This is a genomic window from Vibrio sp. OPT20 (assembly GCF_963889365.1).
Taxonomy (GTDB): Bacteria; Pseudomonadota; Gammaproteobacteria; order Enterobacterales; family Vibrionaceae; genus Vibrio; species Vibrio splendidus.
In genome coordinates, this window is the sequence record NZ_CAWPOA010000101.1 from 23,490 (window position 1) to 45,270 (window position 21,781).

Annotated in this window: 13 protein-coding genes; 10 read left to right on the forward strand and 3 right to left on the reverse strand. The window is 43.3% G+C overall.

Going from position 1 to position 21,781, the window contains the following annotated elements; all coding sequences use genetic code 11:
• The 3 genes from AACR09_RS20090 to AACR09_RS20100 all read right to left on the reverse strand — a co-directional run.
• A partial coding sequence (locus AACR09_RS20090) for a PqiB family protein (protein ID WP_228010766.1) occupies positions 1–1,122 on the reverse strand: 1,122 nt, incomplete at its 3' end.
• Positions 1,109–2,482: a paraquat-inducible protein A gene (locus AACR09_RS20095; RefSeq protein ID WP_193835576.1), complete on the reverse strand. Its 1,374-nt coding sequence runs from the start codon at positions 2,480–2,482 to the stop codon at positions 1,109–1,111. The genes AACR09_RS20095 and AACR09_RS20090, both read right to left, overlap by 14 nt.
• 78 nt (positions 2,483–2,560) lie before the next feature.
• Complete coding sequence (locus tag AACR09_RS20100) at positions 2,561–4,357, reverse strand: ABC transporter ATP-binding protein (protein ID WP_017082219.1); 1,797 nt, start codon at positions 4,355–4,357, stop codon at positions 2,561–2,563.
• Positions 4,358–4,446: 89 nt separating this feature from the next.
• On the opposite strand from AACR09_RS20100, the gene AACR09_RS20105 reads away from it, so the two are divergent.
• The 10 genes from AACR09_RS20105 (at position 4,447) to rlmKL (ending at position 21,762) form a co-directional block, all read left to right on the forward strand.
• Entirely contained in the window at positions 4,447–4,938 is a 492-nt protein-coding gene (locus AACR09_RS20105) for a GAF domain-containing protein (RefSeq protein ID WP_065682447.1), read from the forward strand.
• A gap of 97 nt (positions 4,939–5,035) precedes the next feature.
• Entirely contained in the window at positions 5,036–5,659 is a 624-nt protein-coding gene (gene proQ / locus AACR09_RS20110; RefSeq protein ID WP_004733641.1) for an RNA chaperone ProQ, read from the forward strand.
• Between the two features lie 17 nt (positions 5,660–5,676).
• The gene (gene prc, locus AACR09_RS20115) at positions 5,677–7,671 is read left to right on the forward strand and encodes a carboxy terminal-processing peptidase (protein WP_004733642.1); all 1,995 of its coding nucleotides are present in this window, start codon (positions 5,677–5,679) and stop codon (positions 7,669–7,671) included.
• Between the two features lie 275 nt (positions 7,672–7,946).
• A complete protein-coding gene (locus tag AACR09_RS20120; protein ID WP_004733643.1) occupies positions 7,947–8,630 on the forward strand; it encodes a hypothetical protein in 684 nt (227 codons plus the stop codon).
• A 218-nt stretch (positions 8,631–8,848) separates the two neighbouring features.
• Positions 8,849–11,455 carry an aminopeptidase N gene (gene pepN, locus AACR09_RS20125; RefSeq protein ID WP_193835577.1) on the forward strand — a complete coding sequence of 869 codons (2,607 nt, stop codon included), beginning with the start codon at positions 8,849–8,851 and terminating at the stop codon, positions 11,453–11,455.
• A gap of 222 nt (positions 11,456–11,677) precedes the next feature.
• Entirely contained in the window at positions 11,678–11,896 is a 219-nt protein-coding gene (locus AACR09_RS20130) for a DUF2835 domain-containing protein (protein ID WP_004733645.1), read from the forward strand.
• 228 nt (positions 11,897–12,124) lie between these two features.
• Entirely contained in the window at positions 12,125–16,966 is a 4,842-nt protein-coding gene (locus AACR09_RS20135) for an NAD-glutamate dehydrogenase (RefSeq protein WP_193835578.1), read from the forward strand.
• A 371-nt stretch (positions 16,967–17,337) separates the two neighbouring features.
• On the forward strand, positions 17,338–18,348 hold the full coding sequence (gene pyrD, locus AACR09_RS20140) for a quinone-dependent dihydroorotate dehydrogenase (protein ID WP_017077215.1): 1,011 nt from the start codon (positions 17,338–17,340) through the stop codon (positions 18,346–18,348).
• A 205-nt stretch (positions 18,349–18,553) separates the two neighbouring features.
• Positions 18,554–19,102, forward strand: a complete 549-nt coding sequence (locus tag AACR09_RS20145) for a cell division protein ZapC (protein ID WP_004733648.1) — start codon at positions 18,554–18,556, stop codon at positions 19,100–19,102.
• A 539-nt stretch (positions 19,103–19,641) separates the two neighbouring features.
• Positions 19,642–21,762 (forward strand): bifunctional 23S rRNA (guanine(2069)-N(7))-methyltransferase RlmK/23S rRNA (guanine(2445)-N(2))-methyltransferase RlmL, encoded by a 2,121-nt coding sequence (rlmKL, locus tag AACR09_RS20150; RefSeq protein ID WP_017088510.1) that lies wholly within the window; start codon positions 19,642–19,644, stop codon positions 21,760–21,762.
• Positions 21,763–21,781: the final 19 nt, after the last annotated feature.

Consider the following 21,781-nt stretch of genomic DNA (forward strand, 5'->3'; position numbering starts at 1 on the left):
GCCCGGTACCAAGGTTAAAAAGTTACCTGTCACTAAGTTGGCAATGTTTTTCATACCAGTGAGTGACAGTTCAGCTTCTTCTAAAACGAATTTACTGCCGCTATTCAAAAAGTCGCTGAATGCCGGTTGGATAGCCGCAGATGCGATCACGTTTTCGCGACCTTCGCTTAAAGATAAATCAGTGATCTGACCGATTTCAATGCCTCGATACATGATCGGAGCGCCAGTTGCGCTGATCTTGTTGTCATCTGGCACGGCTATCTTGATAGAGATACCACGACCGGCGGTTTTCAAATCTGGGTAGAGCTTGAACTTGGTGTTCATCTCGACGGGCTGACCTTCACCGGGAGAGTCAACCGCAATTGAACCGCCAAGCAGCGCGCTTAGGCTTTCTAAGCGCACATCGACGCCTGAAAATCCAATACTTGCACCTAAACCACTGACATTCCAAAAACGGCTTTGGTCGGTAATGATATGGCTGTATTCATCTTTAATCGACGCTTGGATCGTAACGGATTTCGCGTTGTCGTTTAACTGGTAGTTGTAAACCTCACCAATTGGAATTTTACGATAAACGATTTGAGAGCCAACAGACACACCGCCCAGATCTTTGGTCGTCAGTGAGATATTTAGACCTTCAGAGGCCAATAAATCAGAAGGGGACGATTCTAGAGCTTGGAAAACGGTTTCTGGTTCTTCTTTGGTTTCGCTAGGATGAATAGCAATGTAGTTACCCGAAACAAGCGCGTCTAACCCTGAGATGCCAGACAAACTCGCCGTTGGTTTTACGAGCCAGAAACGTGTGCCCTTTGAAAGTAACTTTTTCGCTTCTGGGTAGATGTCAGCATCGACATAGATGCTCGATAAATCTTTGGACAAGGTGATGTCGCGCACCATACCCACCTCTAAGCCTTGGTAACGAATCGTTGTTCGACCTGCGACTAAACCTGCGGCATCTGAAAAGTATATCTGCACACGTTGCCCTGCATCGTGTATCGATTTCATGACCAACCAACCGGCTAAGGCGACGGTTAATATCGGCAGAATCCACAAAGGTGAGATGCCTTTGTTTTTTCTTACTTCTGGTGAATATGACGTTTGTGATTGGTTATCGTTGTTCATTCACTGACTCATCTTTAGAGGTGTAGTTATCCCAAATTAGCCTAGGATCTAAGCTTTCCGCTGCCAGCATCGTGAGAACAACAACGACACCAAAAGCGACTGCACCATAACCTGGTGTAAAGTTTAAAATCTGTCCACGGTCGACCAAGGTCATCATGATCGAAATAACGAACAGATCCATCACCGACCATTTTCCCACCCACTTCACAATGAAATAGATGGTCATACGCTGCCTGTGGTAAACCGCGCGCTTCATCTTGATACAAATTAAGATGTACGTTAGGCCAAGTATTTTCGCAACAGGCACGACGATACTGGCAATAAAAATGATCGCTGCGATGCCATACATGTCGCTATTGATCAGCGAAGCGACACCAGAAATTATCGTGTCTTCTAGCCTTTGTCCGTTTGTAATAAGGATAGAAATAGGAATAACGTTGGCTGGTATGATAGCCACTGACGCAGCAAACAACAGAGCCCATGTCTTCTGTATAGAGTAGGGCTTACGGTGATATAAGTCATGGTGACAACGTACGCAAGTATGACCGTCAGGTTGAGAAAGGTGGCAGTTGTGACAGTGTACGTTCTTACTTTCTACAAAAGAGTAATCAGACTCTTGAGCCCAAGCTTCCCAATAGCGACGCACACTGATACGGCTTACCAGTAATACACTGAAAAGCTGCAGTAAAATCAATCCAACTAAACCAGGGCCGACAAAAATATCGGAGTAATCCTGCAGTTTGAAGCATGAGACAGCCAAACTTACCAGAAATACATCCAACATCATCCAATGCTTTAATGTCTGGATGATGGATAACGCATACCTAAATGGCGTGAAAATCTTAAAGCGCAGTGCTGCATGAGTGACGAGTACAGAGGTGCAAACGAGTAACGGGGCGATCGAACTGCAGAATAGGATGAGTAGGCCTAATAGAGGGAAGCCTTCACCCATTAAAGTAAAGACACCTGATGGTAACGTCGCAGGTATCATGACGCCAATCAGACGAATACTGATAAATTCAAAAAAGTGTGAGGGGATAAATAGCAATAAGCAGGTAATCGCGATTGCGAGGTTTCCAGACAGGCTAGGTGTACCGCCTCGGTAAAGCTGGGTGCCACACCTTGGACAATATGCGGATTTCCCCAGAGGGATATCCATTTTATCAACGGGGAGTTCGCAGCCCTGACAAAGGCGTACAGAGCTGCTATCGCACTGGTGCCCGGTTCTTAACGGAGACTTAGTTGCTAACGGAGACTTAGTTGCTAACGGAGACTTAGTTGTCAACGGAGACTCAGTTGACAACTGGTGCTGAGTCGATAAAGAGTTGGTTTCGGATGGGGAGGTCACGCGACCTCCCAAGTTGAAACACTAATCAAGCTGAAAACCTGATTTAAATGCCCAGAACTACACGGACTTAAATCCCTAGAACAATAAACATCAGGCGTGCGATTGCACACTGCCATAGAGTGTTTGATATAGTCCTTGTTGTTCAACCAATTCACCATGCGTTCCCGTCTGTGTGACTTGCCCATCTTCTAAAACATAGATTAGATCGGCCTGTTTCACCGCTGATAATCGATGAGCCACTATCAAAGTTGTGCGATCTTTCAAAAACTCGCTTAGTGCTTTATGCAGTGCTGACTCTGTTGCTGTATCCAGTGCAGATGTCGCTTCGTCAAGAATAACAAACTTAGGATTACTCAGCACCATGCGGGCGATCGCTAAGCGTTGTCGTTGACCGCCAGACAGTCGAACGCCATTCCTACCAATTTGCGTATCCAAGCCATTACTCAGCTGTTTGATAACATCTTGCATTTGAGAGACTTCAAGCGCCCGCCACAACGACATTTCATCGTATTCAGCACCAAGGGTCAGATTATGCCTTAATGTATCGTTAAAGAGTATAGGTTGTTGTAAAACAACGGCAATTTGGCTGCGTATTATGTCAAAGCTGATGTCGTCCGTTGTTTCACCATTAAAGCGTATACAACCAGAGTCGGCTTGATAAACCCCAATTAACAACTGGATCAACGTTGATTTACCACCACCGCTAGCACCCACTAGGGCGACTTTTTTTCCTGCTGGAATGTGTAGCGACAGCCTGTTTAAAACAGTGTTTTCTAATGTGTAAGAGAATGTAACGTCTTCAATGTCGACTGTCACTTCTTTATGGTCATCAAAAGGGTTTACCTTGCTAACAGGGCGATGTTCTTCTTCTAGTTGCAGTAGGTCGTTAATACGTTGCAGCGCTGCTTTCGCGCTATACCAAGAGAATTGAATCCCTAGCAATTCTTGGACAGGGCCTAACATGAACCATAAATAGCCGAATACCGCAAAAATCTGACCTATCGTCAAGTCACTGAACAACACCATTAGCATGGCTACGGCTCGGAACAGTTCGAAACCTAATAAGAACAGTAGAAACGAAACACGGCCGGCAGCTTCCGATTGCCAAGCGTATTTATCAGCATCGATTCTTACTTGGTTTGCTTGAACTTTAAGTTCATCAAGAAAGATACGCTCCTTATTAGCGGCACGGAGTTGATAGATGCCATCTAAGGTTTCCACTAAGCGATTCTGAAAACGCTCAAAAGACTGGTTCTCATATTTTTTGAGGTGTTTAACTCGGCTGCCGAGTTTACGAGAAAAATAAATAACAACAGGATTGACCAGTAAGATAAATAGCCCAAGTCGCCACTCTAACCATAGTAGGACGATAGCGGTTCCGAATACCGTTAAGAAACTGATGATAAATTTAGAAAGGGTCGAGCCAATGAACTTATCAATGGTCTCTATGTCTGTAATTAGGTGGGCATTAATACCGCCGCTGCCCTTGGTCTCATATTGTCGGATGCTAATACGACCAAGTTTATCGATCATCTTGCTACGCATCTGGTAGGTGATCGTTTTGGAAACCAAAGTAAATTGGCGACCTTGTAGAATATTCAGCGCTTGGCTGGCCGAGCGCATTAAGATAACCAACAAGAGAGTAAGCGCAATATAACCAGTCGGCGTTTGCAATGAGACTGGAAGTAGATGATTCATCATCTCTAACCCTGAAGCTGGCTTATCAAGCAAAACTTCATCGACCATGAGTGGCATAAGCAGAGGGATAGGGACGCTAATCAGGGTTGCAATAACGGCAACAAAGTTAGCAAACAGTAATTTGGACTTGTGTTTTTTTACTTGAGTTATCAACCAAGAACGGCTAATAGTGTCTTCTGAATTGTTCATTGTAATGAGAATAAGTCCTATTTAGTTTGATGGCCGCATTTTACTGCGTTCTCTTGATAATGGAAGTCTCAATTTAATTGGAAGTTAATATGAAAATAGAACATTACCAACGCTTAACCAAACAAGCCGTTGCATTAATTGAATCTGAAACCGATCTAATTGCAAATCTTGCAAATATTAGTTCATTATTATTCATGGAATTGGATGAACTGAATTGGGCGGGTTTCTATTTAATGAAGCAGGATCTAGCTAAGGAAAAAGACGAACTAGTACTGGGTCCATTCCAAGGTCAACCTGCTTGCGTTCGAATTCCGGTAGGGCGCGGTGTGTGTGGAACTGCGGTTGCGACAAACACAGTTCAGCGTATTCATGATGTGCATGAGTTCGAAGGTCACATCGCTTGTGACGCTGCAAGTAACTCAGAAATCGTTATTCCATTCTCTATCGATGGCAAAGTTGTGGGTGTTCTTGATATCGATAGTCCAAATATTGGTCGTTTTTCTCAAATTGATGAAGACGGATTGACATTTTTTATGGCTGAAGTGGAAAAGGTGCTTAATTCGCACGCGAACAAGGCATAAATTATTCTCTTACTGTGGTTTTTCCCAAGCATCTCTCTATAATACGTAAAAATATTTTCTTAATGCTCGCGGAAAACCGCAAAAACCAGGAACCCACATGGAAAACACTGAAAAGTTAAAAAACAGCAAAGAAGTTATCGCATATATTGCTGAATGTTTCCCTAAATGCTTTACTCTAGAAGGTGAAGCAAAACCACTTAAAATTGGTATTTTTCAAGATCTTGCTGAACGTCTAAATGAAGACGAAAAAGTAAGTAAGACTCAGCTTCGTGCAGCGTTAAGACAGTACACATCATCATGGCGTTACCTGCACGGCGTAAAAGCTGGCGCAGATCGTGTTGACCTAGACGGCAACACGTGTGGCACGTTAGAAGAAGAGCACGTTGAGCACGCTAAAGCTACACTTGCAGAAAGCAAAGCGAAAGTTCAGGCTCGTCGTAAAGAACAAGCACAGAAAGCTCGTGAAGAAGGCAAAGCGAAAGCTAAGGCGAAGAAAGCTCAACAGCCTCGTCGTCAAGCGCCTAAAGCACCGAAAGTAGAAAAGCCTGTAGAAACACGCGCTTTGAACGCTGACGAATTCATCGCTGGCAAAGAAGTAAATGTGAACATGGGTACAGGAAACATGGCTGCGACCATTGTTGAAATCAATAAGGAAGATGTGCGTGTTCAGTTAGCAAACGGCCTACAAATGGTTGTTAAAGCGGAGCACTTGCGCGCTTAAAGGAGATACTCCTACGCATGAAATGCCGTTCAAAATTGACACTGATTGCTGCTAGCTTTTGTCTAGCAGCTTCAGCTCAGGCTCTTGAAGCCAAATTAGATCAGGACGATTTACCTTTACTCGTTCCTGAGGCCCAACACGAAACTGCTAGTAAACGTGTTACTTCTCGATTTACTCGTTCTCACTATAAACACTTCAATCTCAACGATGATTTCTCTCAAGCTATCTTTAATCGTTATTTAGAGATGCTGGATTATAATCGTAATATCTTCACTCAAGCTGATATTGACTCTTTCTCCTCATCATCTGTTCAAATTGATGATCAGCTGAAAGCGGGTAATAACCAGATTGCTTTCGATGTTTATAATCTTTCTATGCAGAAGCGTTTTGAACGTTTTCAGTATGCGCTGTCTTTGCTAGACACTGAGATTAAGTTTGATACCGATGAAAGTATTGAGCTCAATCGCAATGAAGCGGAATGGCCGAAAGATATCGCCGAGGTGAATGAGCTTTGGAGGAAGCGTGTTAAATACGATGCGTTGAACCTAAAACTTACTGGTAAAGAGTGGCCAGAGATTCAAGAAGTTTTGGAAAAGCGTTACAACAATGCGATGAAGCGTATCACGCAATCGCATAATGAAGATGCTTTCCAAATCTACATGAACGCATTTGCGCGTGAAGTTGATCCTCACACCAGCTACCTTTCTCCAAGAAATGCAGAGCAATTCCAATCAGAGATGAATCTATCTCTAGAAGGTATTGGTGCTGTACTTCAGATGACAGACGACTACACCGTTATTCGATCTTTAGTTGCTGGTGGCCCTGCGTCAAATAGCAAACAATTGAGCGATGGCGACCGTATTGTTGGCGTTGGTCAAGATGGCGAAGAGATTGTTGATGTTATCGGCTGGCGTTTAGACGATGTAGTGCAATTAATCAAAGGACCGAAAGGGACCAAAGTTAAGCTACAGATCCTGCCAGATGGTAAAGATGCAAAAAGTCACGTTGTCACAATTGTACGCGATAAGATTCGTTTAGAAGACCGCGCTGTTAAGTCAGAAGTTATCGAGAAAGATGGCAAGAAGATTGGTGTACTAGAAGTACCAAGTTTCTATGTTGGTCTTTCTAAAGATACAGACAAACTGATCACTGAGCTTAAAGGGCAAGGTGTTGAAGGCATTATTGTTGATCTGAGAAACAACGGTGGTGGTGCACTCACTGAAGCAACTGAACTCTCTGGTTTGTTTATCAAAGAGGGACCCGTTGTTCAGGTGCGTGATAGCTACGGTCGTGTCAAAGTGAACAGTGATACTGATGGCGAAATTAGTTACCAAGGTCCACTAACGGTATTGGTCAATCGCTACAGTGCTTCAGCCTCTGAGATCTTTGCGGCAGCGATGCAAGATTACGGTCGTGCAATCATCCTTGGCGAAAACTCTTTCGGTAAAGGAACGGTGCAACAACATCGCTCTTTGAATCATATCTATGATTTATTCGATAAAGAGTTGGGCTACGTTCAATACACAATCCAGAAATTCTATCGAATCAATGGTGGCAGTACGCAAAACAAAGGTGTAGTGCCTGATATTGCTTATCCAACGCCAATTGATCCTGCTGATACTGGTGAAAGTGTTGAAGATAATGCTCTGCCTTGGGACAGTATTGATAAAGCAAATTATTCAGTGTTACAGCGTAACGATGAAGAAATAATTGCTTTGACTGCCCAACATCAAGCTCGCATTGCTACTGACATGGAATTCGGCTTTATCGCGCAAGATATTGAAAAATATAAGGCAGATAAAGACGATAACGACCTTTCTTTGAATGAAAAGGTACGTCAGCAAGAGAGCGATGATGCGGATACGCTTCGTCTAGATCGTATCAACCAACGTCAAAAAGCCGCTAAATTAGAGGCATTTAAAACGTTAGATGATATTCCTAAAGACTATGAAGCCCCGGATGCTTATCTTGATGAGTCTGTTGCTATCATGCTGGATATGATCAAGAAATAGAGCAAATACCTGTTAAAAGGTGATTGTTTAAAGATGCACAATTTAAAAAGCGGGCCTAGGCTCGCTTTTTTTGTGTCTATGATTTGACAGGTATACCTGATTGTAACCGTTGAGATTGTCGCAAAGAACATTCAATACTCAGGGTCATTTAGCTCTATTTTGCGTCGAACAATGACATTTAAGTTACTTTGCACTTAAAATTTAGTGACTTGGATCATATTTTTTCGCTTTCTAATCATTACGTGCCTAAGCTTAAAGAAAACGAGGGGGTGCGTATGAAATGGATTCTACTATTTTTATCTTGTTTAAGTTTTGTTGCTTTTGGAAGTGAGGTCGCTTCGAGCGATCAACAATCAAAAAGTGATAGCAATCTATCTCATTTTGACCTTCCTCTGTTGCTTGGTGATTGGTATTTGATGAACCCAGATCCTGAACAAGGCACTGAAAATTTTAGAGCAATCAAGCTGACTCTCGACTCAAATTACTCTTTCTCTATTGATATTCAGAAGAAAGACTACAGTGTCGACCATTGGGAAGGTTTGTATAACGCTAATGAAGACACGATTATTTTGGGATTAAATACTTCTGAGCCTCAGGTTTACGCTTACAGCAGTAATCACAATATGTTGAATCTTAACGGTGTTATGTTCACCAAAGCCTTGCCTAACGCCCTGGCAGGAATATGGTCAAGTGCCGAACTGTCCGGAAGCGATTTGCGTGCCAGTAACATTCAAAAAATGGATTTAGTGCTTCAGCCTGACTTTATCTTCATGTTCCGAGTGTCCGATGAAGAAGGGGGTGAAGTGATTCGTCGCGGAGTGTATTACACCGAAGGCGACCAATTAGTATTGCTGTATGAAAATGGCGAACACGGTACTCGTTACACACTGAACAGTGATGTGTTGACGCTTCAAGGTGAAGAAGGAGACATGTTTGCGGTGCTCAATCGCATTCGTTAAGCACTATATCTCGCCGTAAAGTCGGGCTCGTTGATAATATGGCTCACAGTTCATTTCTTAGCCGTTCCTGTCTGATTTGATTGATAAAATAGCAAAACATGGAGGCATTTTCCTACAATGCCTCCTTTTTTCAATAATCCTCTTGTGTTCTTGGCGCTCAACCTTTAGATATATACAGTTAAAATATAATTACGTATAACGATCAAAAGGAACCCGTCATGGCACATACACCTCAAGCCAAATATCGTAAAGATTATCAATCACCATCTCACACTATTTCTGAAATCGATCTTACTTTCGATTTGTACGATTCGGCATCCATCATTACCGCTGTTTCTAGTGTTAAGCAGGAGAAAGAAAGCTCGACATTAGTACTTGATGGTGAAGGCTTGAAGTTGGTGTCTGTTTTGGTAGAAGGTACGGAGTGGACGCAGTATGAGCAGTCTGAAACTCTACTTACTCTGAATGACCTTCCGAAAGAATTTACGCTAACGATCGTGACTGAAGTCGACCCTGAAGGGAACAGCGCTCTTGAAGGCTTGTATAAATCGGGTGGTGCATTCTGTACTCAATGTGAAGCGGAAGGTTTCCGTCGTATTACTTACTATATGGATCGCCCAGATGTGTTGGCGAAATTCACGACAACAGTCATCGCAGACAAAGCTGAAAACCCATTCTTATTAAGTAATGGTAACCGTGTAGATGAAGGCGTAGCTGAAAACGGTCGTCACTGGGTGAAATGGCAAGACCCACATCCAAAACCTGCGTACCTGTTTGCTTTAGTTGCGGGTGACTTCGATGTACTTCGTGACGCATACACCACACAATCAGGTCGTAATGTCGATCTAGAAATCTTTGTCGACAAAGGCAACCTAGACCGCGCAAATCACGCGATGGTTTCTTTGATTAACTCAATGAAGTGGGACGAAGAGCGTTTCAATCTTGAGTATGACTTAGACATCTACATGATCGTAGCCGTTGATTTCTTCAACATGGGTGCGATGGAAAACAAAGGCCTGAACGTATTCAACTCTAAGTTCGTTTTAGCGAACGACCAAACAGCAACAGATACTGACTACCTAGGTATCGAAGCGGTTATTGGTCACGAATACTTCCATAACTGGACCGGTAACCGAGTAACGTGTCGCGATTGGTTCCAGTTAAGCTTAAAAGAAGGTTTAACGGTATTCCGTGACCAAGAGTTCTCTTCTGATCTTGGTTCTCGTGCAGTAAACCGCATCAATAACGTTCGTATTATTCGCGGCCCACAATTCGCTGAAGATGCGAGCCCAATGTCTCATCCAATTCGCCCTGAAAAAGTGATAGAAATGAACAACTTCTACACATTAACTGTGTACGAAAAGGGCAGTGAAGTGATCCGAATGATCCACACATTGTTGGGTGAGGAAGGTTTCCAAAAAGGCATGAAGCTGTACTTCGAACGTCACGATGGCACGGCTGCAACGTGTGAAGACTTCGTTGCGGCAATGGAAGATGCATCGGGTGTTGATCTGTCTCAGTTCCGTTTATGGTACAGCCAGTCTGGTACGCCGACGCTTTCTGTTGAAAGCCACTACGATGCAGAGAACAAAGAGTACACGTTAACGACTCGCCAAGTAACAGCGCCAACTCATGAGCAAACCGAAAAGCAGGCTCTGCATATTCCTCTAGACATCGAACTATACACAGCGTCGGGTGATGTGATTGAGTTACAATGTAACGGTCAGCCAGTTCACAATGTATTAGGTGTGAAAGAAGCGGAACAAACGTTTGTGTTTGAAAACGTTTCAGATCAACCGATCCCATCGCTACTTCGTGAATTCTCTGCGCCAGTGAAATTGGAATACGATTATTCAGATGAAGAGCTGATCTTCCTGATGGTGAATGCTCGCAATGAGTTCTCTCGTTGGGATGCGGGTCAAATGCTATTGGCGAAGTACATCCGCAGTAACGTTGAGAAGGTTCAACAAGGTCAAGAGTTTGAACTTTCAGCTTCTGTTGTTGATGCATTCCGTGGCGTACTGCTTAGTGATTCTTTAGAGCCAGCGTTTATTGCAGAGATGCTTTCTCTACCAAGTCATAATGAAGTGTCTGGTTGGTATGAGCGTGTCGATATCGATGCGGTTGCATCTGTATTGAAAGCGATGAAAGTGACGCTAGCGAAAGAGCTTGAAGATGAACTTGCTGCGGTTTACCACAGTAACGCATTAGCAGAATACACGATTGACCATGACTCAATTGGCAAGCGTACGTTGCGTAAAGTTTGTCTAAGTTACTTGGCTCATACTGAAAAGGGTAATGACTTGGTTGTCGCTATGTACCAGCAAGCAAACAACATGACAGACACAATGGCAGCAATGGGCGCGGCGAACAGTGCACAACTCCCATGTCGTGAAACTTTAATGGCGGATTACAGCGATAAGTGGAAACACGATGGTCTTGTCATGGACAAGTGGTTTGCTCTTCAAGGAACGAACCCAAGTTCAAACGCACTTGAAGTGATCAAGGCGTCTATGTCACACCAAGCGTTCAGTTTGAAAAACCCGAACCGTACTCGTAACTTGGTCGGTTCATTCTTAAACATGAACCCGGTTCAATTCCATGACAAGTCAGGACAAGGTTATGCGTTTGCTGGCGAGATCCTACGTGAGCTGAACAGCAGCAACCCGCAAGTGGCTTCGCGCTTGATTGACCCGCTGCTTAAGTTCCGTAAGTACGACGATGCCCGCCAAGCTCTGATCAGAAAAGAACTTGAGACGTTAAAGAACATGGACAACCTAGCAAAAGACTTGTTTGAGAAAGTGACGAAAGCACTAGAGGCTTAAGCTCGCGCTCATTCACGTAACTGTTTGTTAATAAGCGGCTTGCTAACAAACGGTTTACTAATAACAAAAAGTCATCAGTGGTAGAGAATATCTGCCACTGATTTTTTTGTTTCTGGGTCATCGAATTTTCGATAAGCTAGACAAGTTTTCAAGCTCAGTTGTACAGTCAGACATCGTTAAGTGCCAAAAAACACTGGTACTGTATATTTGCACAGGTATCGTATGAATCGCTATATTTTTCAACTTAACATTTCATATCAGCAGTTTTTGGCCAGCTATTCTGGTGCGGCAAGTAAAGTCCAAGTGATAACGACCACTGGATTACGTCTACAGCTACCTGCAACTCGGTTCAGACCTTTTCTTACACAAATAGGGGTTAGAGGGCAGTTTAGACTGACAACTGACCAAAAAAATAAGTTTATTAAGTTGGAAGCTCTGTAAACCTTGGCGTGCCTAGTGAGTTAAAAGGAATCTTAATCACATAATCAAACATTTCACCTCTTACCACCTCCAAAACAATTAACTATTTCTCAATAATGCTTTTACAATAAATGAATGCATTACCTTTGCTTAACTCGTTAGTAGAAAAGAGCTCAACGGCTCAATTCAAACACCAGCTTAAGTAAGCCCCCTAATAATAAAATATAATTCTAATTGTGGAGTGTGACTATGACCGCACGTGAAACTGTGGTTCCAGTTTTACTTGAAAAAGTGTACAAACTGATTCAAGACAAACTTGACCTTGCTCATCGACCTCTCGTAACTCAACTTGCTCAACACTTGTTTAGTAACGTTTCTCACGACGACCTGACTCAGAGAAACGAATCCGATTTATACGGTGCTGTAGTTAGCTTATGGCATCACATCAATGAAAAGAAAGCCGACGAAATCTCTGTTCGTGTTTTTAACCCGACAGTAAGTCGCCAAGGCTGGCAATCTACTCACACTATCGTTGAGATAGTGGTACCAGATAGCCCATTCCTCGTTGATTCTGTAAAAATGGCATTAACTCGCCTCGACCTCTCTTCTCACCTTATGCTTCACAACCCAACACAAATCTCACGTTCTGATAAGGGAAGTGTTGTTGGTGTAAGCAACAATGAAGGTGCATTCCAATCGCTTTTCCATATTGAAGTTGACCGTCTTAGTAGCAAAGCTGAAATGACAGCGCTTAAAACCGAGCTGCTGGATATTTTTACCGATACTGGCCTTGTGGTTAATGACTGGCTACAAATGGTAGAAAGACTTGAAGAAGTAACTAATCAAGTTGAACAGCAAAAAGAGACGATTCCAGTGGATAGCCAGCGTTTTGATGAAACGTTGGCGTTCCTTCGTTGGTTAGGCGAGCACAACTTTACGTTTATGGGCTACAAGGAATATGACCTTGTTTCTGTAAATGGCGACACGGAACTACAACCTACCAAGGAGCAAGGCCTTGGTTTGTTCGCAAATTCAGATCGTGTACGCAACGTTAAGCTGTCTGAGTTTTCTGACTCGGCACGCTTAGAAGCGAAAAAACCGTATGTATTGATCGTAACCAAGGGCAACACGGCTTCACGCATTCACCGTCCAGCTTACAATGATTACATTGGTATCAAGAAGTTTGATAAAAACGGCAAGGTCATTGGTGAGCACCGCTTTACCGGTCTTTACACTTCTGCCGTTTATAACCAGACCGTTGAAACCATTCCTCTAGTTCGCGAGAAAGTTGAGCGTATCTTAGATGCAAGTGGTTATCGTAAGGGTTCATACTCTTATAAAGCACTGCACAATATTCTAGAAAACTATCCGCGTGATGAACTGCTTCAAGCTCGAGAAGAAGAGCTACTTGAAGTGGGTACGGGCGTTGTACAAATGCAAGATCGCGATCTTCTGCGTTTGTTTGTTCGTAAAGACCCGTTTGGCCGTTTCTTCAGCTGTATGGTTTACGTAACAAAAGATCGTTACAACACCGAACTTCGTCGTCAAACCCAACGCATTTTAAAGCAGTACTTCGGTTGCGAAGAAGAGGTCGAATTCACGACATACTTCTCTGAAAGCCCACTGGCAAGAACGCACTATATTGTTCGTGTTGATAACAACAACATGGATGTGGACGTGAAAACAATTGAGCAAAATTTAATGGAAGTATCGTCTACGTGGGATGACCGCCTGTCTGAATCAATCGTTGCTAACTTCGGTGAGAGCAAAGGTCTTCCGTTATCGAAAGAGTACATGCGTGCATTCCCACGTTCGTATAAAGAAGACATGATGCCTGGTTCTGCTGTTGCAGATATCGAGCGACTAGAAGCTTTGAGTGAAGACAACAAACTTGGCATGCTTTTCTACCGACCTCAAGAAGAGGCGGCAGACTCTAAAGCTGTTCGTTTGAAATTGTTCTACCACAGTGATGAGCCGATTCACTTGTCTGATGTTATGCCAATGCTTGAAAACTTTGGCCTGCGCGTTATTGGTGAATCACCTTATGAAGTGCGCAAGACTAATGGGGTGACTTATTGGATCCTTGATTTTTCTATGCTGCATAAGAGTGACAAGACGATTGATCTTCGTGAAGCTCGCGATCTTTTCCAACAAGCTTTTGCTGCGATTTGGGCGGGTGAGTTAGACAGCGATGGTTTCAACCGATTGGTGTTGGGGGCGGGTCTTTCCGGCCGTGAAATCTCAATCTTACGTGCATATGCTCGTTACATGCGCCAAGTTGGTTTCCCATTCAGTCAACAATACATCGAAGACACATTGTCTCATTACCCAGATCTAGCGAAAGGGTTAGTGAGCTTATTCGGCAAGCGTTTTGATCCTAAATTGAAGGGCAGCGCCAAAGGCCAACAAGATCTTATCAAGAAGATCACTGAACAGTTGGATCATGTAGAAAGCTTGGATGATGATCGTATCATTCGTCGCTACATGGAAATGATCACAGCAACGCTTCGTACTAACTACTATCAGTTAGACGACAACAAACAGTCTAAACCTTGGTTGGCTCTGAAAATGAGACCAAGCGAGATTCCAGATATCCCAGCGCCGGTTCCTGCGTTTGAGATCTTCGTTTACGCACCAGACATTGAAGGTGTGCATCTGCGTGGCGGTAAAGTCGCTCGTGGTGGTTTACGTTGGTCAGACCGTCAAGAGGATTTCCGTACTGAGATTCTAGGCCTAGTTAAAGCACAACAAGTTAAGAACACTGTAATTGTACCGGTTGGTGCAAAGGGTGGTTTCGTTTGTAAGCGTCAGCACATGATGTCTGGCCGTGATGAAATTTTTGCTGAAGGTCAACGTTGTTACAAACGCTTCATCCGTGCGCTACTAGACGTATCAGATAACATTATTGAAGGCGAGGTTATCCCACCGAAGAGTGTTGTTCGTCACGATGAAGATGATCCGTACTTGGTTGTTGCTGCCGATAAAGGTACAGCAACTTTCTCAGATCTCGCAAACTCAGTATCTGATGAGTACAACTTCTGGTTAGGCGATGCGTTTGCCTCTGGTGGTTCTAACGGTTACGACCATAAAGCAATGGGTATCACTGCTAAAGGTGGTTGGGAATCTGTTAAGCGTCACTTCCGTGAAATGGGCATCAACTGTCAAACAACGGACTTCACCGCTATCGGCGTAGGTGATATGGCGGGCGATGTGTTTGGTAACGGTATGCTGCTGTCTAAGCATATTCGTATGCAAGCTGCGTTTAACCACATGCATATCTTCATTGACCCGAATCCAGAATCAGCATCAAGTTGGGTAGAGCGTGAGCGTTTGTTTAATCTACCTCGCTCAAGCTGGGAAGATTACAACAAAGATCTTATCTCCCAAGGTGGTGGCATCTTCTCTCGTCGAGCGAAGTCTATCTCTCTGACGCCTGAAATTCAGAAAATGCTAGGTACTAAGAAAGCATCAATGGCACCAAATGACTTGATCAAAGCGATCTTGTCTATGCAGGTTGATCTTCTTTGGAATGGCGGTATCGGTACATACGTTAAGTCTTCAAACGAGACTCATACTGACGTAGGTGACCGTGCAAATGACGTGCTTCGTATCGATGGCCGTGACCTGAAAGCTAAGGTTGTTGGTGAAGGCGGTAACTTGGGTATGACTCAATTGGGTCGTATTGAATACGCACTGACGGGTGGCCGCGTTAATACTGACTTCGTTGATAACGTTGGTGGTGTTGACTGTTCGGATAATGAAGTAAACATTAAGATCTTCTTGAATGGTTTAGTTTCTAACGGTGATCTAACCGTTAAGCAACGTAACCAAGTGCTTGAATCGATGGAAGATGAAGTGGGCGAAATCGTACTAGACGACGCATATTGCCAAGCTGAGTCTATTTCGGTTACTGAGCATCAAGGTGTTGGCTTAGTAAAAGAGCAAATCCGCTTTATTCACACAATGGAAAAAGCAGGGTACTTGGATCGCGGTTTGGAATACATCCCAGATGACGAAACACTGCTTGAGCGTGAAAAGCAGGGCCAAGGCCTAACAAGACCAGAGCTTTCTGTACTTGTTGCTTACGGAAAAATGGTGCTTAAAGAAGATCTTGTTAGTGATGATATCGCTAATGATGAATTCCATGCTCAACAGCTTATGCAATACTTCCCAACAGCGTTACGTCGTAACTATTCTCAGCATATGGATAACCATCCACTACGTTCTGAAATCATTGCGACGGCACTGGCTAACCAAATGGTTAACGAAATGGGTTGTAACTTCGTTACTCGTCTGCAAGAAGAGACGGGCGCAAATATCGTTGATATTGCCAATGCTTACGCGGCATCACGTGAAATCTACGGTCTTGGTAAAGTTCTGAAGAGCATCCGTGAACTGGACAATGTTTCAAGTTCCGAAGCTCAATACGAATTGATCTACCATGTTCGTCGTACACTTCGTCGTTTGGCTCGTTGGTTGCTAAGAAACCGTACTGGTAAACAGTCAGTGAAAGCACTGATTGAACTTTACCAAGGTGATGTTCTAACTATCACAGAGAAACTGGATGAAAACCTAGTGGCTTCTGAAGTAGAAGAGCATAACGCAATGGCACAGCTATGGATTGACCAAGGTGTAAACGCTGAGTTGGCTAATTCAGTCGCGCGTTTGTCTAGCTTGTACTCAGCACTGGATATATCCACAGTAGCTCGTGAAACAGGTAAAACAGTACAACAAGCGTCTAAGCTTTATTTCAATCTTGGTGACCGTTTGTCTCTGCACTGGTTCTTGAAACAAATCAATGGCCAAGCAGTAGACAACAACTGGCAAGCGCTGGCACGTGCAGCATTCAGAGAAGATCTGGATTGGCAGCAACGTCAGCTAACTGGTCAAGTGCTTAACTGCGGTTGTGCTTCAGACATCGATGTGATTAAAGCGCTTGATGATTGGATGGAAAGCAATTCGGTTTCTCTACATCGTTGGGAAAGCATCTTGAACGAATTCAAAGTGGGTTCGGTTCATGAGTTTGCTAAGTTCTCAGTAGCACTACGTGAATTGATGCTATTGAATCTGAACTGCATGTCAACAGACTAGCGATTAGATAAAAACGAAAAGAAACAAGGGCAGGCCATTAGGTCTGCCTTTTTCGTTTGGCCGAACAATGTTATTTGGCAGAACGGTGCTATTTGGCTGAATACTGAATGACGTGTCCAATTATTTCGTTGAGTCATTTGTGGTTAGTCAAGTTAGCTTCAAATTGGTCGAGCTAATTGATGCACGTTACATGAATGATAGTCAAATGGGCCATTCACTGGAGGATACGGTAACGTTTGCTTAATAATAAACCTCTTTCGTTAGCAAACTCGATTATCTTACCCTTACAGACAGTAATAGATTGAATAGTTGGGTAAATAAGTAAATAATATCGCCCCGTTTACACGGCGCTTTTTTCTATCGGAGGCACAATGCTTTACCGTCTAGCCAGAACTGGCTTTTTCCAACTTGATGCCGAAAAGGCTCATGATCTTGCAATCCAAAATTTCAAACGCTTCACCGGCACACCTATTGATCTTTTGTATCGCCAACAATTACCTCACCGACCTGTAGAGTGCATGGGTCTTACTTTTAAAAACCCAGTTGGCCTTGCTGCCGGCCTAGACAAAAACGGCGAATGTATTGATGCATTTGGCGCAATGGGTTTTGGTTTTGTAGAAGTAGGGACTGTTACTCCTCGTCCACAAGCAGGTAATGATAAACCACGTTTGTTCCGTCTTGTTGAAGCCGAAGGTATTATCAATCGTATGGGTTTTAACAACCTAGGCGTAGATAACCTAATTGAGAATGTTAAGAAGTCGAACTATGACGGCATCTTAGGTATCAATATAGGTAAGAACAAAGACACGCCAATTGAAAAGGGCGCAGAAGATTACATTATCTGTATGGAGAAGGTTTACCAATACGCGGGTTACATTGCGGTAAATATCTCTTCACCAAATACTCCAGGACTTCGTTCGCTACAATATGGTGAAGCACTTGATGATCTGTTGTCTGAACTAAAAACCAAGCAATCTGAATTAGAAGCGAAGCATGGCAAATATGTCCCGCTTGCTCTTAAGATCGCTCCGGATCTAAGTGATGACGAAATCAGCCAGATTTGCGAATCATTGATCAAAAATAAGATCGATGGTGTGATCGCAACCAACACGACATTGGATCGCAGTATCGTTGAAGGCATGAAGCATTGCGATGAAGCGGGTGGCCTAAGCGGGCGTCCAGTTCAATCTCGCAGTACTGAAGTTGTTCGCAAACTTCACGAAGAGCTGGGTGACCAACTACCGATCATCGGGGTAGGTGGCGTTGACTCTTACGTTGCTGCAAAAGAGAAAATGATGGCAGGCGCGAAGCTTGTACAAGTTTACTCTGGTTTCATCTACAAAGGTCCAGGACTTGTAGGCGACATCGTCAAAAATCTATAGTTCGCAAAAACGATCTTAGTCCAAAGACTACAATCCGGCATAGTCTTACTAAAAGAGACACTGTAACTCACTGAGTTGTAGAGAAAAGCGATAAGAAAGAGGAATTCATTTCCTCTTTTTTTTTGCCTATCGCACAGTAAAATTACTGTAATTGAAGGTAATTTTGCGTTTTACCTAATGGAATGGTTCAACAGTGTGAGACGAAATGATGCTTAAACCTAGCGATACATGGAGTTGGTATTACGATGAGCAGCAATGTTCATTGATGCTAAACCTCGGAGAGGATATGATTTTTAAAACGAATCTGGTCCGCAATAAGCTGGTGGACTGCGCTTTTAAAGATAATGAATTCACTGTTGATGATGCATCTTCCTACCAAACCTTCAAAGAACAAATTTCTGGCTTAGAACTGTCTGAGCCACGACAAGCAGAGCTTGCACTTTATTGTGTGGCTGCAAAGCGTTTCCATAAGCCTGTACAGCCTAAAAGCTGGTTCTTCGACTCACAAGGCGCTGGCCATGAATATCCTCAAGAAGGGGATATTGTACAAATGAATAACGAGCATAGTCTTGGTTACTTCATTGTATTAGAAGTAGGAGAGTGTGCGAGCCTATGTGCATTTGTAGACTTAGAAGAGTTCCTCCTAACGCCTTCAAAAGGGTTACGCTTTGGAGACTCGATTAAAGTCATGCACGATAGAATGACTGATGCAAATGCCATCCTTCATCAAACGCATATTGCTATGGTGGGTTAACCTCTAACCTAAAGCATCACTAGAGCATTATTTCGACCAACCATCGCTACGAATAAACCTGTAATACCTTCCCCATAATCGGCTTAATAGCCGATTTTTTGTGCCTAAAAAAGCCTATCTCAATAAATACGACGTAGTTCATTCATTTGAATGACGTTGTTCACTTATTTAATTTGCAAAAAACGTATCTTTTTTAACCTCAATTTCGACCAGTTCTCTCATTATCGATAGCGGGTTTCCTCTGTTTATTCCCTGTTTGGGGTCTTTTGTTGCTAAATTCCAACCTAAATTTCAGTTTGGTATATACCAATATTGGGGTGAATATAAATGCACTTAATGATTTAAGCCTATCGATGAGTGTTATTTCTGTGAGATTGAGAGTTGTTGTGCTGTAAGGGAGTGCGGGTAAGCGATCGCTTCATGACTGACCATTTGCTAAGCAGTTAGTAGAAAGATTCAATGAAAAGACGAGTTTAGTGTGATGCTCTAATAGCAAATTCAGGTATAATCGAGCTCATTTTTATCAATAAAAGAACACTATGAATCAATATCTAGCGGTTACCTCAAATGGCCTTGAGAATTTATTAGTTGAAGAACTAACCCAACTAGGGATTACAAACGCAAAACCTGTTCAAGCAGGTGTTAAATTCAAAGCCACCAATGAGCAAATTTATCGTTGTTGTTTGTGGAGCCGTTTGGCTTCTCGATTTGTACGTGTCCTTTCAGAATTCACTTGTATGGATGACATGGATCTTTACCTATCGACCACTGCGGTTAACTGGGTAAATCAATTCCATAGCACTAAGCGTTTCGTTGTTGACTTCAATGGTACGAACAACGAAATCCGTAATAGCCAATACGGTGCGATGAAAGTAAAAGATGCCGTTGTAGATTGCTTCGAGAAGAAGTCTTTACCGCGCCCATCTATTAGCAAAGAAAATCCAGATATTCGTATTCACGTTCGTCTACATCGCGATAAAGCGATTCTTGGTGTGGATATGGTAGGTAGTGGCCTCCATCAACGTGGCTACCGTCCAGAATCCGGTCGCGCACCCTTGCGTGAAACTCTTGCAGCAGCGATTCTTCTTCGTAGTGGTTGGGATGCAACGAAACCTTTCTTAGACCCTATGTGTGGTTCAGGTACGTTAGTGATTGAAGCGGCGATGATGGCTGCAAACATGGCACCAGGTGTGAAACGTCAGAAATGGTGTTTTGAATCACTAGAAGATTTCGAACCAGAGCTTTGGGCTGAAGTGAAAGCAGAAGCGAACGTTCAAGGCCGTCGTGGCGTTAAGAAAGTAGAATGTAAGTTCTTCGGTTATGACAACGACGAACGCATGATCAAAACGGCGCGTGACAATGCACGTCGTGCTGGCGTTGAAGAGTTGATTGAATTCGAAGTAGGTGACGCAGCAAAGCTTAAACGCCCTGCAGAGTTCAATGATGGTGTGATTGTGTCAAACCCTCCTTATGGTGAGCGTTTAGGTACAGAGCCTGGCTTGATTGCACTCTACACAGCATTTGGTGCTCAACTGAAGGCTGAGTTTGGCGGCTGCAACGCGTCTATCTTCTCAAGTTCTGATGAATTACTTAGCTGCTTGCGTATGCGTGCAGACAAACAGTTCAAACTGAATAACGGTGCGTTACCGTGTCACCAGAAAAACTACTCAATTTCAGACCGTCCTATGTCTGAGCGTCCAACTGGCGAGCAAGAACAGTTGATTGCTCCTGATTTCGCGAACCGTCTTAAAAAGAACATCGGCAAAATCGGTAAATGGGCGAAGAAAGAGCAACTAGATTGCTACCGTATCTACGATGCTGACTTACCAGAATACAATGTAGCGATTGACGTATATCCGGGTCACCTTGTGATTCAAGAATACGCAGCGCCTAAAGATGTGCCGGAAGACAAAGCTAAGCGTCGCTTAACCGATATCATCCGTGCTTCTATCCAAGTGACTGGCGTTGAAGCGAACAACGTCGTGCTTAAGGTTCGTCAGAAGCAGAAGGGCCGTTCTCAATACCAGAAGATGGCTCAAGACTCTTCTAACCTAGAAGTAAACGAATACGGCGTTAAGCTGATTGTTAATCTTCATGATTACCTAGATACAGGCTTGTTCTTGGATCATAAGATTACTCGTCGTCGTATTGGTGAGATGGCTGGTGGTAAAGACTTCTTGAACCTGTTTGCTTACACAGGCAGTGCTTCTGTTCATGCAGCAGTAGGTGGCGCTCGCTCTACAACGACTGTTGATATGTCGAACACATATCTTGAGTGGGCAAAAGAGAACATGGAACTGAACGGCCGTGTTGGTCGTCAACATCAATTTGTTCAAGCTGACTGCTTACAATGGTTGGCGAAAGAGCAAGGATCTTACGATTTGATCTTTATTGATCCACCAACATTCTCAAACTCTAAGCGTATGGATCAATCTTTTGACGTTCAACGTGACCACATCCAGTTGATGGAAGATTTAAAGCGTCTTCTAAGAGAAGAAGGCACGATTGTGTTCTCTAACAACAAGCGTCATTTCAAGATGGATATGGAAGGACTGGAAGAGCTGGGTCTTAAAGCTCAGAATATCTCGTCTAAGACGTTGCCTCTGGATTTCTCTCGCAACAAGCACATTCATAACTGCTGGTTGATTACTCATAAGTAATTAAGAGATTGTATAAGGA